At 71.4% G+C, this 14958-nt stretch carries 16 protein-coding genes and 1 tRNA gene; 3 read left to right on the top strand and 14 right to left on the bottom strand.

The features are described from left to right. Positions 1–6: 6 nt before the first annotated feature. Positions 7–591, top strand: a complete 585-nt coding sequence (locus ACFXGI_RS09750) for an antibiotic biosynthesis monooxygenase (protein WP_384704891.1) — start codon at positions 7–9, stop codon at positions 589–591. An 18-nt stretch (positions 592–609) separates the two neighbouring features. On the opposite strand, the gene ACFXGI_RS09745 is transcribed toward ACFXGI_RS09750, so the two are convergent. The 9 genes from ACFXGI_RS09745 to ACFXGI_RS09705 all read right to left on the bottom strand — a co-directional run bounded on the left by ACFXGI_RS09745 (position 610) and on the right by ACFXGI_RS09705 (position 9339). Then, the gene (locus ACFXGI_RS09745; protein ID WP_384704890.1) at positions 610–2271 is read right to left on the bottom strand and encodes a long-chain fatty acid--CoA ligase; all 1662 of its coding nucleotides are present in this window, start codon (positions 2269–2271) and stop codon (positions 610–612) included. A 161-nt stretch (positions 2272–2432) separates the two neighbouring features. Further along, positions 2433–2966, bottom strand: coding sequence for a SigE family RNA polymerase sigma factor (locus ACFXGI_RS09740; protein WP_030153345.1), 534 nt, complete (start codon positions 2964–2966; stop codon positions 2433–2435). Positions 2967–3156: 190 nt separating this feature from the next. Beyond that, on the bottom strand, positions 3157–4323 hold the full coding sequence (locus ACFXGI_RS09735) for a lipid-transfer protein (RefSeq protein ID WP_384704889.1): 1167 nt from the start codon (positions 4321–4323) through the stop codon (positions 3157–3159). Then, the gene (locus ACFXGI_RS09730; RefSeq protein WP_384704888.1) at positions 4320–4715 is read right to left on the bottom strand and encodes an acyl dehydratase; all 396 of its coding nucleotides are present in this window, start codon (positions 4713–4715) and stop codon (positions 4320–4322) included. The genes ACFXGI_RS09735 and ACFXGI_RS09730 overlap by 4 nt, the downstream gene beginning before the upstream one ends. Then, positions 4712–5761 (bottom strand): acyl-CoA dehydrogenase family protein, encoded by a 1050-nt coding sequence (locus ACFXGI_RS09725; RefSeq protein WP_384704887.1) that lies wholly within the window; start codon positions 5759–5761, stop codon positions 4712–4714. Before ACFXGI_RS09725 ends, ACFXGI_RS09730 begins: the two co-directional genes overlap by 4 nt. After that, the gene (locus ACFXGI_RS09720; RefSeq protein WP_384704886.1) at positions 5761–6774 is read right to left on the bottom strand and encodes a bifunctional MaoC family dehydratase N-terminal/OB-fold nucleic acid binding domain-containing protein; all 1014 of its coding nucleotides are present in this window, start codon (positions 6772–6774) and stop codon (positions 5761–5763) included. The genes ACFXGI_RS09725 and ACFXGI_RS09720 overlap by 1 nt, the downstream gene beginning before the upstream one ends. Continuing rightward, a complete protein-coding gene (locus ACFXGI_RS09715; protein ID WP_384704885.1) occupies positions 6771–7922 on the bottom strand; it encodes an acyl-CoA dehydrogenase family protein in 1152 nt (383 codons plus the stop codon). The genes ACFXGI_RS09720 and ACFXGI_RS09715 overlap by 4 nt, the downstream gene beginning before the upstream one ends. 231 nt (positions 7923–8153) lie before the next feature. Next, entirely contained in the window at positions 8154–8459 is a 306-nt protein-coding gene (locus ACFXGI_RS09710; protein ID WP_384704884.1) for a hypothetical protein, read from the bottom strand. Between the two features lie 529 nt (positions 8460–8988). Further along, positions 8989–9339, bottom strand: a complete 351-nt coding sequence (locus ACFXGI_RS09705; RefSeq protein WP_384704883.1) for a DUF6344 domain-containing protein — start codon at positions 9337–9339, stop codon at positions 8989–8991. Between the two features lie 167 nt (positions 9340–9506). On the opposite strand from ACFXGI_RS09705, the gene ACFXGI_RS09700 reads away from it, so the two are divergent. Together ACFXGI_RS09700 and ACFXGI_RS09695 are read left to right on the top strand one after the other, a co-directional pair. After that, positions 9507–10010 (top strand): GNAT family N-acetyltransferase, encoded by a 504-nt coding sequence (locus tag ACFXGI_RS09700; protein ID WP_384704882.1) that lies wholly within the window; start codon positions 9507–9509, stop codon positions 10008–10010. A 95-nt stretch (positions 10011–10105) separates the two neighbouring features. Next, positions 10106–10924, top strand: coding sequence for a hypothetical protein (locus tag ACFXGI_RS09695; protein ID WP_384704937.1), 819 nt, complete (start codon positions 10106–10108; stop codon positions 10922–10924). 59 nt (positions 10925–10983) lie between these two features. Here ACFXGI_RS09695 and ACFXGI_RS09690 read toward each other — a convergent pair. The 5 genes from ACFXGI_RS09690 to ACFXGI_RS09670 form a co-directional block, all read right to left on the bottom strand. Continuing rightward, a tRNA-Ser gene (locus ACFXGI_RS09690) sits at positions 10984–11071 on the bottom strand. Positions 11072–11110: 39 nt separating this feature from the next. Beyond that, positions 11111–12073 (bottom strand): trypsin-like serine peptidase, encoded by a 963-nt coding sequence (locus ACFXGI_RS09685; RefSeq protein WP_384704881.1) that lies wholly within the window; start codon positions 12071–12073, stop codon positions 11111–11113. Between the two features lie 190 nt (positions 12074–12263). Then, the gene (locus tag ACFXGI_RS09680) at positions 12264–13322 is read right to left on the bottom strand and encodes a YeiH family protein (protein ID WP_384704880.1); all 1059 of its coding nucleotides are present in this window, start codon (positions 13320–13322) and stop codon (positions 12264–12266) included. Next, entirely contained in the window at positions 13322–13876 is a 555-nt protein-coding gene (locus ACFXGI_RS09675; RefSeq protein WP_384704879.1) for a cysteine dioxygenase, read from the bottom strand. The genes ACFXGI_RS09680 and ACFXGI_RS09675 overlap by 1 nt, the downstream gene beginning before the upstream one ends. A 100-nt stretch (positions 13877–13976) precedes the next feature. Further along, positions 13977–14882: a LysR family transcriptional regulator gene (locus ACFXGI_RS09670; protein WP_384704878.1), complete on the bottom strand. Its 906-nt coding sequence runs from the start codon at positions 14880–14882 to the stop codon at positions 13977–13979. Positions 14883–14958 lie beyond the last annotated feature (76 nt).

Here is a 14958-nt window from a genome sequence, read left to right as displayed (position 1 = left end):
GGCCCGATGGCCATCATCGACACGCGCGAGCAGACCGTCCCCGCCGACAACGGGGAGGTGAACCTCCTCATCGCCCGGCAGGTGGAGCCGGGCCACGAGGAGGCGTTCGAGGCCTGGGCCCACGGGATCCTGGAGACGGCCGCGACCTTCCCCGGGCATCTGGGGTACGGACTGTTCCGTCCGGCGGCGGACGGCGGCCCGTGGTTCCTGGTCCACCGCTTCCGGAACCAGGAGGCCTTCCAGCGGTGGCAGGACTCCGCCGAGCGGGCCCAGTGGTTCTCCAACTGCCTGGGCCACCACCACACCGAGATAGCCCGGCGCGAACTGCACGGCATGGAGACCTGGTTCGCCAAGCCGGGTACGACCCGGCCCGCGCCGCCGCGCTGGAAGATGGCGATCAGCTCGGGGCTGGCCATCTTCCCGATCTCGCTCGTCGGCAACGCGGTGCTCGGGCCGTATCTGGTGAATCTGCACTTCGTCCTGCGGACGGCCGCCTTCGCCGTCGTCTTCAGCACGCTGATGACCTACCTGGCGATGCCGGCCGTCAGCAGGCTGCTGCGGCCCTGGCTGACCAAAGCCGCCCAGGGCTGAGCATCAGATGTTCGCGCTTCAGCCGATCCTGGTGACGACCAGCTCGCCGTCCGCGTACTGCTTACGGATCACCTTCTTGTCGAACTTGCCGACGCTGGTCTTCGGGACGGCTTCGACGGTCGTCCAGCGCTCGGGCAGCTGCCACTTGGCGATGGACTGGCCGAGGAAGACGCGCAGCCCGTCGTAGTCCACGGTCGCGCCTTCCTTGAGGACGACGGTGGCCAGCGGGCGCTCGCCCCACTTGTCGTCCGGGACGGCGACGACCGCCGCCTCGGCGACCTCGGGGTGCGCCATCAGCGCGTTCTCCAGCTCCACGCTGGAGATCCACTCGCCGCCGGACTTGATGACGTCCTTGGCGCGGTCGGTCAGCGTGAGGAACCCGTCGGGGCTGATCACGCCGACGTCGCCGGTCTTGAGCCAACCGTCCGCGCTGAACTTGTCCTCGGGGCGCAGCGGCTCGCCGGAAGCACCGCCGTAATAGGCGCCCGCGATCCAGGTGCCGCGTACCTCGAGTTCACCGGCCGACTCGCCGTCCCAGGGCAGGATGTCGCCGCCGGGGCCCACCAGGCGCGGCTCGACGCCCGCGGGGAAGCGGCCCTGGGTGATCCGGTACGGCCACTGCTCCTCCTCGCTCAGGCCGGCCGGCGGGTGCGCCATGGTGCCCAGCGGGGAGGTCTCGGTCATGCCCCAGGCGTGGCAGAGGCGGACGCCGAGCTTGTCGTAGGCCTCCATCAAGGAGGGCGGACAGGCCGCGCCGCCGATGGTGACCTGCTTCATCGAGGTGAGGTCGCGCGGGTTGGCGGTGACCTCGGCGAGCAGACCCTGCCAGATGGTGGGGACGGCCGCGGCATGCGTGGGCTTCTCCCGCTCGATCATCTCGGCGAGCGGGGCGGGCTGGAGGAACCGGTCGGGCATCAGCAGGTTGATGCCGGTCATGAACACCGCGTGCGGCAGACCCCAGGCGTTGACGTGGAACTGCGGAACCACGACGAGGCTGGTGTCCTTGTCGGTCAGGCCCATCGACTCGGCCATGTTGACCTGCATGGAGTGCAGGTAGATCGAGCGGTGGGAGTAGACGACGCCCTTGGGGTCGCCGGTGGTGCCGGAGGTGTAGCACATGGCGGCGGCCTGGCGCTCGTCCAGCTCCGGCCAGTCGTACGAGGTCGCGCGGTCCGCGATCAGCTCCTCGTAGTCGTGGACGCGGAAGCCGCGCTCCTGCGCGAGGGCTTCGAGCCCGGAACGGTCGCCGATGCCGGATACGACCACGTGCTCGACGGTCGGCAGGTGCGGCAGCAGCGGCACCAGAAGCGGCAGCAGAGTCCCGTTGACCAGCACGACCCGGTCGACCGCGTGGTTGACGATGAAGATCAGCTGCTCTGGAGGCAGGCGCAGGTTGAGGGTGTGGAGCACGGAACCCATGGAGGGAATCGCGAAGTACGCCTCCACGTGCTCCGCGTTGTTCCACATCAGGGTCGCCACGCGGTCGTCCTGCTGAACGCCCAGTTCGTCGCGCAGGGCGTTGGCGAGGCGGGTGGCGCGGGTACCGATCTCGGCGAAGCTGCGGCGGTGCGGCTCGGCCTCCCCGGTCCAGGTCGTGACCTGGGATTTACCGTGGATCGTCATCCCGTGCTGGAGTATGCGGGTGACGAGGAGCGGTACGTCCTGCATGGTGCTCAGCAAAGCGTCCTCCCGGTGAGCGCTGCGGCGCTGCGGCGGCTACGGATGGAGCCGATTCTGCGCACGTACCGGTCGGCATGTCACTACCCGGGGGTACAAACACGGCAACTCATTGGTGACGTTTCACGTGAAACGTCGATGTTTCACGTGAAACACGGGCCCGTTCAGCGGACCGGGGTGAGCTCCGGGTCCTCGCGGAGCTTGACCAGTGCGCGCGAGACGGCGCTCTTGACCGTGCCGATCGAGACCCCGAGCAGCTCGGCGGTCTGGGCCTCGCTCAGGTCCTCGTAGTAGCGCAGGACGACCATCGCGCGCTGCCGGTCGGGAAGCCGGGTCACCGCACGCCACATCGCGTCGCGCAGCGCCTGCGCCTCGGCGGGGTCGGAGGCGGGAGTCTCCTCGGGCTCCGGGAGCTCGTCGCACGCGAACTCGTCGACCTTGCGCTTGCGCCACTGGGAGGTACGGGTGTTGACCAGGGCCCGGCGGACGTAGCCGTCGAGGGCGCGGTGGTCCTCGATGCGGTCCCACGCGACGTACGTCTTGGCGAGGGCCGTCTGGAGCAGGTCCTCGGCATCGCACGGGTTGGCGGTGAGCGAGCGAGCGGTGCGCATCAGGACCGAGCCGCGGGTCCGGACGTACGCCGAGAACGACGGGTACGGCGTCGGGTTCGAGGCGAGCGTGCACACAGGCGTGGTCATGGCTCCACGCTAGAAGCGCGGTACGGACCTGGGATCGGCCGCAGGTGCCGAAACTGGATCCATCTCAGGTTGTAGGGGTGGGGCCTGCCCCACCTCCTGAAGGTGGAGGGGCAGGGCGACCTCGGGCGCCCCGGGGACGCGCGCGGACCGGCCGACGGACCGGCCCGCGGACCGGCCCGCGGCTGCGGACTCAGCCGTCGGCTCCCAGGATCAGCCCGGACGTCGGCACCCCGGTCCCGGCCGTGACCAGGGCACGGGAGGCTCCCGCCACCTGGTTCACGGAGGTGCCGCGCAGCTGCCGGACGGCCTCGGCGATGCCGTTCATGCCGTGCAGGTACGCCTCTCCGAGCTGGCCGCCATGGGTGTTGAGCGGCAGCGCGTCCGCGGCGACGAAGTCGGCGGCCTCGCCGGGCTTGCAGAAGCCGAACTCCTCCAGCTGCATCAGGACGAAGGGGGTGAAGTGGTCGTAGAGGATGCCGACGTCGATGTCCGAGGGCCGCAGTCCGCTGGTCCGCCACAGCTGCCGGGCGACCACGTCCATCTCCGGGAGCCCGGTGAGGTCGTCGCGGTAGAAGGAGGTCATGCCCTCCTGGCGGCGCCCGGCGCCCTGCGCGGCAGCGGTGACCACGGCGGGTGCGTGGCGCAGGTCCCGGGCGCGCTCGGTGCTGGTGACGATCAGGGCCTGACCGCCGTCCGTCTCCTGGCAGCAGTCCAGCAGCCGCAGCGGTTCGACGATCCAGCGCGAGGCGGCGTGATCGGCGAGGGTGATGGGCTTGCCGTGGAAGTACGCGGCGGGGTTGTTCGCGGCGTGCCGGCGGTCGGTGACCGCGACGTGGCCGAAGGCCTCGGGGGTCAGGTTGTACGCGTGCAGATAGCGCTGGGCGGTCATGGCCACCCAGGAGGCCGGGGTGAGCAGCCCCCAGGGCAGGGACCAGCCGAGCGCCGCGCCCTCCGCCGAGGGCTCGCGCTGCTGCACCCCGGAGCCGAAGCGGCGGCCGGAGCGCTCGTTGAACGCCCGGTAGCAGACCACGACCTCCGCGACCCCGGTGGCGACGGCGAGGGCGGCCTGCTGGACGGTGGCACAGGCCGCGCCACCGCCGTAGTGGATCCGGGAGAAGAAGGAGAGGTCCCCGATCCCGGCGGCCTGGGCCACGGTGATCTCGGGGCTGGTGTCCATGGTGAAGGTGACCATGCCGTCGACGTCGGCGGGGGTCAGCCCGGCGTCGTCGAGGGCCGCGTGCACGGCTTCGACGGCGAGCCGCAGCTCGCTGCGGCCGGAGTCCTTGGAGAACTCGGTCGCGCCGATGCCGGCGATGGCGGCGCGCCCGCCGAGCGTGTCGCGGTGCCGGACGCTCATGCCGCCACCTCCGCCGTGACGGTGACGGTGACCGTGCCGGTCACGTGGTGGCCGATGCCGTTGGCGCCGACGACCCGGATCTCCGCCCGGTCCCCGTCGACGGCGACCACGGTGCCCGTCAGGACCATCGTGTCGCCCGGGTGGTTGGGGGCGCCGAGCCGGATGGCCACCTTGCGCAGAACGGCGCCCGGCCCGAGGCGGTCGGTGATGTACCGGCCGACCAGGCCGTTGGTGGTCAGGATGTTCATGAAGATGTCCGGGGAGCCCTTCTCGCGTGCGAGCGAGGCGTCGTGGTGGACGTCCTGGTAGTCGCGCGAGGCGATCGCGCCCGCCACGATCAGCGTGCGCGTCACCGGTATCTCCAGCGGCGCCAGTGTGTCGCCGACGTTCATGCGTCGTCCCCCTCGGGTGCTGCGTGGTCGGACAGGAGCGCGCCCAGCTCGGCCAGCAGCTCGCCGCCGCAGCCCAGGTACGCGTCCAGCTGGCGCCCCCAGAGGAAGTGCCGGTGGACGGGATGGTCCAGGTCGGCTCCCATCCCGCCGTGCAGGTGCTGGCCCGCGTGCACGACCCGCGTGCCGGCCTCGGAGGCCCACCAGGCCGCGGTCAGGGCGTGCTCGCACGCCGGAAGTCCCTCGTCGATCCGCCAGGCCGCCTCGTACGCGGTGACCCGGATCGCCTCGGTGTCCATGTACGCGTCGGCCGCGCGCAGCATGACCCCCTGGTTCGTGGAGAGCGGCCGGCCGAACTGCTCGCGGGTGGAGGTGTACTCGACGGCCCGGGCCAGGGAACCCGCGCAGACCCCCGCCTGGAGCCCCGCGAAGGCGGTGCGGGCGGTGGCCAGTACCGCTTCGTAGGCCCGGCCGTCCCCGAGCCGTTCGGCCTCGGCCCCGGCCAGGGTGAGCCGCCCCGCCGACCATGGGGCGGTGGTCTCCACCTCGGGCGTCCCGACGCCGGGCGCGTCCGTCCGTACGAGCCACAGGGCCCGGTCCGTGTCCGGGACCAGCACGTGCGTGGCATCGCGCAGCCAGGGCACGACGGGCGCGGTCCCGGTCAGCCGGCCGTCCGGCGTGGCGGTGATGCGGCCGCGGGCCGGGAAGGCCCCGGTGGCGACCGCCTCGCCCGAGCCCAGGGCGGGCAGCAGCCGGACGCGCTGCTCGGCGCTGCCGTGCGCGGCGACGGGCAGGATCCCGTACACGCAGGTGGCGGCGTACGGGACCTGCGCGGTGGTGCGGCCCTGCTCCTCCAGCAGCAGCACCAGGCCGAGCAGGCCGATGTCCTCCACGGCGGCGGTCAGTCCGGCGGCGGTGAGGGCCTTCCACAGCTCGGCGTCGCTGCCGGTGCCGGCAGCGGCGAGGCGTTCGTGGGTGGCGAGGTCGCGGAAGATCCGGCCGGCCAGCCCGGACGCCGCGGCCTGCTCCTCGGTGGGGTGGAAGTCCATCAGCCCTCGCTCCCTCGGAAGACCGGCAGCTCCAGGTCCTCGTCGACCCGCAGGAACTCCAGCTGCACGGGCATCCCGATGCGGACCTTGTCGTACGGGACGCCGGTGATGTTGCTGACCGTGCGGACGCCCTCGGCGAGTTCGACGAGCGCGACCGCGTAAGGGGGGTCGAAGGCCGGGAAGGGCGGGTGGTGCATGACGACGTAGCTGAACACCGTGCCGGCGCCGGAGGCCTCGACGGTGTCCCAGTCCAGGGACGCGCAGGCGTTGCAGCCGGGCAGCCAGGGGAAGCGGAGGGTCGCGCAGGCGGTGCAGCGCTGGATCAGCAGCTTGTGGTCCGCGACCCCGTCCCAGAAGCCCTGGTTGTCGCGGTTGACCACCGGGCGGGGGCGCCGGGCCGCGGGCTTCTTCTCCCGCGGGGCGGCGGGCGCGTACTTGAGGATCCGGAAGCGGTGGGTCCCGGCGAGTTCGCCGTCCGCACGCACGTCCATGCGGGTGGTCACGAAGTGCCCGGTGCCCAGCTTGGTCGTCTTGCGCGGGGACACGGACTCGATGACGGCGTCGTAGGTGACCGTGTCGCCGGGGCGCAGCGGCCGCAGGTACTCCTGCTCGCAGTCGGTGGCGACCACGGCGGTGCAGCCCGCGCCGTCGAGCAGGGCGAGGAGCTCGTCGTAGGCGGAGGAGCGGTCGCCGTGCCCGGAGAGCCCGCCCATCGTCCAGGCCTGGAGCATGGTGGGCGGGGCGACGGCGTCCGGACCGGTGTACGCGGGGTCGGCATCGCCCATCGCCTCGCACCAGTGGCGGATCATCGGCTGGTTGACGGGGTCCTTGCCCTGTCCCGCGGTGGCGGCGGCGCGCCCTTCGAAGGTCTTGAGCAGCGCGTGGAACCGGGCGGCCTCCTCGGCGCCCGTACCCGCGCCCGTACCGGCGTCCGCTCCCGCTCCCGTTCCTGCTCCCGTTCCTGCTCCCGCTCGCGCTCCCGTTCCCGCTGCCTGGTCCGCCGTGGCGGTCATCGCTTCCTTCCCTTCATGCCGAGCCGCATCATGGCGACGATCTCGCGCTGGACCTCGCTGACCCCGCCTCCGAAGGTGTTGATCTGCGCGGCCCGGTTCATCCGCTCCAGCTCGCCGCCGGCGAAGGCCGCGGGCCCCCGTACGAGGGCCTCCTCGCCGACCACGTCCTGGCACATCCGGTACACCTCGACGGTGGACTCGGTGCCGAGGAACTTCACGCCGCTGGCGTCGCCGGGGGCCAGGGTGCCGCCGCCGACGTCTTGGACGAGGCGCCAGTTGAGGAGGCGTACGGCGGCCAGCCGGGCGTGTGCCTCGGCGAGCCGGGACTGCACCCAGGGCCGGTCGGCGGGGCGCTCGCCGGTGACCGGATCGGGGGTGCGGGCGTGGTGCAGGGCCCTCGTGTAGAAGTCCTCGGCCTGCATGCCGATGGCGGCGAGGGCCACGCGCTCGTGGTTGAGCTGGTTGGTGATCAGCCCCCAGCCGCCGTGCTCGGGGCCGACGAGGTTCCCGGCGGGCACGCGTATCCCGTCGTAGTACGTCGATGTGGTCGTGAGCCCGCCGACCGTGTCGATGGGGGTCCACGCGAAGCCCGGGGCGTCGGTGGGCACCAGGATGATCGAGATGCCCTTGTGCTTGGGGGCGTCGGGATCGGTTCGGCAGGCGAGCCAGATCCAGTCTGCGCTCTGGGCGTTGGAGGTGAAGATCTTCTGCCCGTCGACGACCCAGTCCGCTCCGTCGCGTACGGCACGGGTGCGCAGCGAGGCCAGGTCGGTGCCGGCCTCGGGCTCCGAGTAGCCGATGGCGAAGACGATCTCGCCGCTGAGGATCCGGGGCAGGAAGAAGTCCTTCTGCTCCGGGGTGCCGTACTTCATCAAGGTCGGACCCACGGTGTTGAGGGTGACCATGGAGACGGGGGCGCCGGCCCGGTAGGCCTCGTCGAAGAACACGAACTGCTCTTCGGGGCCTCGTCCTTGGCCGCCGTAGTCGACGGGCCAGCCGAGGCCGAGCAGTCCGTCGGCGCCGATGCGGCGCAGCAGTGCGCGCTGGGCGGCGGGGTCCTCGGGAGGCCCGCCCGGCAGCAGATCGTGGAAGTACTCCCGCAGTTCGGCGCGGAGCCGCAACTGGCCTTCGGTCGGGGCGAGGTGCACGGCGCTGGCCTCCCGGCATCACATCATCGAGTGAACCTGACTGTCCGTCAGATTCGCTGTGGATGTCAAGGTCGGGAGAGCCCCGGAGAGGACTGCGCGCGGATCTGTGCGCGGGACCGGCGTTGCGGATCGGCGCGCGGACGCGAGAACGCGCGAGGGCGCCTGTGCCACCGGACCCCAGCCGGTCCGGTGGCACAGGCGCCCTCAAGACTCAGAGGACTCGGCGATCGACTACCACCAGGGGTGGAAGTTGAGAGCGGCGTTGCCCTGCTGGATCGCCGTGAAGGCCGAGCCGTTCACCTGCGCGGTGTTGTTCTGGTTGGACGCACCGGAGCCGGTGGCCACCTGCTGGGAAGTCGACGAGTTGCCGCTGTTGTTCCCGCCGACACCGCTGCCGATGATGCCGGCGACGCTCGCATTCGATCCGTCGTTCGCGAAGGAGCCGTTGTCGGCTGAGGCCACACCGCCGAAGAGGGAAACGGCGAGGGGGAGAGCGGCGACGGCGGCGAAGACGCGGGCGGTACGGATGCTTGCCATGTCTGAATCCTCCAGAAAAGCGAAGTGGGACTTGCTCCAAGGCAGTTGGCCGACCGCCTCGGTCGTTGCGTGGTGACGACGTCGCGACACCAGAGTTGCCCACCGAATCCCCGGCGAACCAGCCCGGAGTCCACGATTCCCCCGCAAGTATGAGCAACATCGGATAAACCCCATTCGCACCCCAACGCCGCTGGTCAGAGCGGCGGAGCCGGCCGAAACCACCGCCGGATCTGGGCTGAAACGTTCCCTCAAACTCATGTGCGCCGGACATGCCGAAAAGGGCCGCTCCGTCCGGGAACCCCACCGTCTCCCGGGCCTGCGGCCCTGCAATGCCAGGCTTCACGCCCCCTGCACGCCCCCGGCGCCCGCCGGGGCCATCCCACCGTGCCCCGCTCCGGGGCACATCACCGGCGCGATCCGCGGTCGCGACCTGCCGACCGGGCTCCAGCGCCTGCTGCTGCCATTACCACTCTCGACCGCCTACCGCGTTGGTACGGGATACGCGGTGCACGACGACGCCGTACGGGTGCTACGCGACCAGATCGAGGTCTTCGCGGGCGGCTCCGGAGCTGCTCCCGGCCAGGGACGCGGCGGCGGTGGTCGAGCGGCGGACGGACGGGGCCTTGCCGTGCGCCTCGGCGCGGATCCGCTGCTTGATGGTCGGCGGGAGCGATCCGCCGCGCATCATCGCCCGCCAGCTCCGTCGTCCCATCGGCCGGGCCGGCCGGCGTACGGCGGCCGCCGCGCGACGGGAAGGAGCAGGAGCCGGGGCGTTGGCGGCCGGGGCGGCCTTGGCGCCGAACCCGAGGGAGGCGAGGAGGACCACGAGGACGGCGACGACTGCGGTCCAGATCGACGTGACGGTGATGCGGTGAGCCATGACGAGGTCCTTCGTTTCGCGATGTTCCGACGGGCGGATCTGCATACATTCGTCATGATGTGGTCGCAACCGCAGTGCCCCCACGACCCGCGCCGATCTTCCGACAAACACCACTCGAAGGGCCTAAGGGGTGTCTTGCCGGTCGGGGCCGTGCCTACGGTGGCTGCATGGATGCATCCCTGCAGCTCGTGCCCTGGGCCGAGGACGACTTCTGGCTGCTGCTGCGCAAGAACGAGCCCGTCATGACCGAACACCTCGGCGGCCCGGAGACCGAGGCCAAGCTCCGGGAGCGCCATCAGCGGTACCTGGCGATGAGCGCCCGCGAGCCGGCGGCCGGACGGGTGTTCCGGATCGTCGCCGAGGGCGAGAGCGTGGGCACGATCGCCTTCTGGGAGCGCGTGTGGAAGGACGAGGAGGTCTACGAGACCGGTTGGGGCGTCCTCCCCGGGTTCCAGGGCCGCGGCCTCGCCGCGCAGGCGGCCCGCGCGGTCATCGCCCACGCGTCCGCGCACGGCGCGCGCCGCCACCTCCACGCCTTCCCGTCCGTCGACCACGCGGCATCCAACGCCGTCTGCCGCGCCGCGGGCTTCGTACTCCTCGGCGAGACCGAGTTCGAGTACCCGCCGGGCCAGTGGCACACGAGCAACGACTGGCGGGCCGCACTGGCGTAGCCCACCGGCACGCCCCGCCGCCCGCCGCCCCGCCGCCCCGCACAATCCGATGGCACCGCCGGCCATCCGGCGGCAAGACTGCACCGGTGAACGCCATGCCACCACCGCCCGACCCGCTCCTGCTGCCGGTACGGGACCCCCGCGCCTCCCACGACGTACTCGACTACGCGGACATGCACGGCCTGGTTGCCGACCTGGTTCTGCCCGGCGGGGCGTCGATGTACGTCATGAGCGCGCTGGAGACCTCCCGTGAGCTCATACGGCACTCCTACTACCGGTACGAGTTCGCCACCGTTGCCGTCACGCACTCCCTGTTCGCCCTGGAGCACGTCCTCGCCGAGCGTCTGGCCTCGAACGAACCGCTCGGCACCCTGATCGGGCGGGCCACGGACGCAGGACTCATCACGGCCGCACTCGCCGCCGAACTCGACCGCAGCCGACAGCTGCGCGACAGGTTCACACGGGGGGCCGAGTCGAGTGCCGCTCTCCGGCAGGCCCAAGCCGTTTTCTTGGTGCGTGCCGTCTTCGATGCCGTCTCCCTGCTCCTTCACCCTCCGTACATGACGGAAGAGACGGCCGCCGACGCGGGCGGAGCACAGCCCGAAGGGGTACTCGCCAGGCTGTGGGAAGAACACATGCGCGCGCCGTTCCCCGACGGCTTCCGCGGCGTGGACTTCGACGGCGTGGATCTCGTCCTCCTCGACGCCGACGCCGCCGGTTCTGTGCTGAGCGAGCTGAAACGCGGCCTCGACGACAGTGGCGTGGCCCGCCTCTGGAGCTGCATCGCCGACCTCGACAAGGTCGTGCCGTTGATCAACGAGGAGTACTGCGCCTCGTACTTCACCAGGCTCCGGACCATGGCCCGGACCGCGGCGGAGCGCCATGTCCCCGCTGCGATCCGAACACCGTGGTGAGCGGAGAGGGCGGGTCCCCTCATCGGGGACCCGCCCTCTGACCTGCTACTTCTCTGGTCTGGCGGTGGGTGTGGGATTTGAACCCACGGTGACTCGCGCCACGACGGTTTTCAAGACCGTTCCCTTAGGCCGCTCGGGCAACCCACCTGGCCGGTACAGAGTACCGGCAGGTGGGGGGCGGCCGGGTCAGGAATTCTGGGCCTTGTCATAGGCCGCCTTCGCCTCGTTGCCGAAGTACGGGCCGAACATCCGGTTCGGCAGGAAGGTGTAGCCGAAACTGTTCACCGAGACCTGGGTGCCCAGGCCCGTGGCCTCGTTGAAGTCCTGGAACCACGGGCCCCCGCTGGAGCCGCCGGTCATGTTGCAGCCCAGGCTGTGGTCCTTGGTCAGCAGGAAGTCCTTGCCGGTGTTCCCGCTGCAGTAGACCAGCTTGGTGCCGTCGTACGGCGCGGCCGCCGGGAACCCGAACGAGTACATCTTCTTGTTGTAGCCGCCGTTGAACAGGATTCCCTGGGCGCCGACGACCTGGCTGAGCTTCTGGCCGTTCAGCGGAGCGACGACGGCGAGGCCGACGTCCATGTTCATGTCCTCGCTGGCGGCCCACTGGTCCGTCGCGAAGGTCTTGGTGGCCGACCACTGGCCGTAGGGCGCGTTCCCGTTCTCGTACGCGGGTACGAAGATCCAGTTGGTGTGCCAGGTGCCCTGGTACTTCACGCAGTGGCCGGCGGTGATGACCGTGCTGCCGTTGGCGCTGGTGATCGAGTCACCGGAGCAGGACGCCGTACGGTCGCCAAAGGTGAAGAAGACGCGGCCCGAGGTCTTGACCACCGCGCCGCCGCCCGTCCACGCGCCGCCCGCCTGCGGGAACGACGCCGGGGAGGCCGCGGGGGCGGATGCCGCCGTCGGGGCGACCGCCGTGGGCCGGGGTGCGGCCGCCGCGACCGGCGCCCGCCCGGTCCCCGGCGCTGCCGTCACGTCCAGCGGGGTGGCGCCGCGCATCCGTTCGGCGGTCCAGAAACCCTGGGTGTGCTGCTGCTTGAACGAGGCCGGGGAGTCGGCGGCGGCCGAGGGGGCGGCCGCCGTCAGCGCGCCCGCGATCAGGGCGCCCGCCGCCATGAGGACCGATGCTGCCGTGCGATGACGATTCACGCAGGACTCCTTCTGCCGTGCCCGGTCCCGTCGGAACGGGCAGGGTGGGGGTGAAGAGCTGTCGGTGCGGATCGGCCGCAGGGTCGCACGTGCGGAACGAGAAGTCAGGAGACGGTCGGAACGTTCGGTCGGTTCCGGCCAGGAATTGGCCAACTCCCTTCGCCGGACCATGAGAACCGGCTCGCCGAGGTCATACCGTCAGCAGTACGCCCGCGTACGAGACCCCCGCCACCACCAGCCAGGCCCCGAGCCCCAGTACCGCGGCCCGGCCGCCGGTCCGGGCCAGCCGGGGGAGGTCCACCGCGCTGCCCAGCCCGAACAGGGCCGCCGCCAGCAGCAGTTCCTGTGCGGTGTGCGCCCAGTCCAGTGCCGCGTCGGGCAGCACCCCGGTGGCGCGCAGCCCGGCCGCGGCCAGGAACCCGGCCACGAACAGCGGCACCGGCGCCGGGCGCCGCCCCGAGGGCGTGCGCACTCCCTGCCGCCGCGCCCGTACGGAGAAGGCCACCGCGGCCACCAGCGGGGCGAGCAGGGCCACCCGCATCAGCTTGACCAGGACGGCCTCGCCGAGCGCGCCCGGGCCCGCGGTCTGCGCGGTGGCCACCACCTGGCCGACGTCGTGGACGCTCGCGCCGACCCAGCGCCCGAAGGCCGGGTCCGAGAGCCCCAAGGGGCCCTGGAGGAGCGGGAGGACCGCGATGGCCAGCGTCCCGCACAGGGTCACCAGCGCCACCGAGGCGGCCACGTCCTCCTCGTCACTGCCCGATACCTGGCTCACCGCGCCGATGGCCGAGGCCCCGCAGATCGAGTACCCGGTGGCGATCAGCAGCGGCTGGTCCCCGGGAAGCCCCAGCCGTCGGCCCAGCCACAGGGTGCCGAAGAAGGTGGCGGCGACCACCGCGGCCACCATCGCCACCGTGGCCCAGCCCAGCCGGAGCACCTGGTCCAGGCCCAGGCCGAGGCCCAGCAGGACGATGCCGATCCGCATCAGCCGGCGCCCGGCCAGCGAGAGGCCCGGGCGGGCTGATCCGCGTACGACCTCGCGTATGCCCGGGAGGTGGGCCGCCGCGATGCCGAGCACCACCGACGCGGTCAGCATGGGTACCGCGGGCACCAGCCGGTGCACGCACCACGCCACCAGCACTCCGGCGGCCGCCATCCCCAACCCGGGCCAGGACGAGGATGTTTCACGTGAAACATGCTTGTCGCCCTCGGTGTCCGCCCCGCGTACAGGGCGGTTCAGCAGGGCCATCAGTCGGTGGGGAGCGTGTAGACGCGGCGGACGCTGCTGCCCAGGCGGACGACATCGGCTCCGTAGACGTGCAGGGATATCGCCGTGGTGCGACAGGAGTTGTAGACCTTGTGGATATCGCCGGGCGGGGCGAATCCACAGACGTCACCGGGGCCGTTGACCACATGCTCGGTAGCCACCAGTCGGGCGCAGGCGTCTCCCGTCGCGGGGGCCAGCCGGTAGCGGAGCTCGCTCTCCTCACCCTCGTGCACCCCGGCCACACACCACGAGACGTGGTCGTGGATGGCGGTCTCCTGACCGGGCAGCCACACGAGTGCGACCACCGAGAAGCTTCCGTCCGGCTCGGCGTGCAGGACGTGCTGCCGGTACCGGTCGGGGTTCCCTACGCGCTGCTCGGGAGTGAGCAGGTCGGGCGTGCCCAGGTGCGGGGCGACGCGCTCGCCGACGAGGTAGGCGGTCAGGTCCGGGGCCAGCCCCCGGTCCACGACCGTACGGATCTCACTGACGAGGGCGGCCATCCTCGCGGTCGTACGGGCCGGCGTAGTGGTGGTCATACCCGCAGCGTCGGACAGCCGATCCATCACGTCCAACGACAGTTCTCACCTGAAATCCAAAGCACTGCTTATGAATTCAAGGGGAAGGACGGTCCGGTGATCAGCAGCCGACGCGGTTCGCAGCCACCTGCTTGAGCGCGCCCAGGACCACGGAGGTCGCCGGGATGCGCAGATGGTCGCGGTAGACGTACGCGGCGATGTGCCGGCGCGCGGCGGGCTGGAGCGGCCGCCCGCACACCTTGTTCAGGGAGAGGGAGGGCAGCACGAGCGCGGGCATCATCGCCACGCCGAGCCCCTGCCCGACCATGCTCTGCACGACCAGGTTGTCGTCCGTGGCGAACCGGATGTCGGGCACGAAGCCCAGCTCGGCACACTCGTGCAGCAGGTTCGCCCGGCAGCGCGGGCAGCCGGCGATCCACCGCTCCTCCGCGAGATCGGCCAGGTGCACGGCCCGCCGCCGGGCCAGCGGGTGCCCGGTCGGGAGCAGCACCGTCAGCTGGTCCTCCAGCAGCCTGACCTCGGCGACCTCCTCCGGGATCTCCTCGTGGAGCCCGGGATAGGTGAAAGCCAGGGTGATGTCGCACTCCCCGCGCTCCAGTCGGCGCAGCGACTCCGGGGGCTCCCCCTCCAACAGCTCGACCTGAATGCCCGGATGGTCCTTGGCCAGGTCGCTCAGGGCCTCCGGGACCAGGGTGACGTTGGCGCTGGGGAAGCCGCACAGCCGGACCCGCCCGGTGCGCAGGCGGGCGTACGCCTTGAGCTGTGCCTCGGCGGCGGAGAGACTGCCGAGGATGGACTCGGCGTGCCGGGCCATGGACTCGCCGGCCTCGGTGAGCTGCATCTTGCGGCCGACCCGGGTGAAGAGCGGGGTGCCGACGGCGCGTTCGAGCGCCTTCATCTGCTGCGTGATCGCAGGCTGGGTGTACCCGAGGGCGCGGGCTGCCGCCGAGTAGGACCCGGAGGCCACCACTTCGTGGAAAGTACGTATGTGCCGGGAATCGAACACATGGGAAGCATAAGCGGACGTTGGGAGGGGCCGTAGGCGTATTCGCGCCCACGGCCCCTCCCCATCAAGCCAGCGG

The sequence above is a fragment of the Streptomyces sp. NPDC059355 genome (assembly GCF_042752335.1).
GTDB lineage: Bacteria > Actinomycetota > Actinomycetes > Streptomycetales > Streptomycetaceae > Streptomyces.
This window is presented reverse-complemented; position numbering and strand designations above follow the sequence as displayed.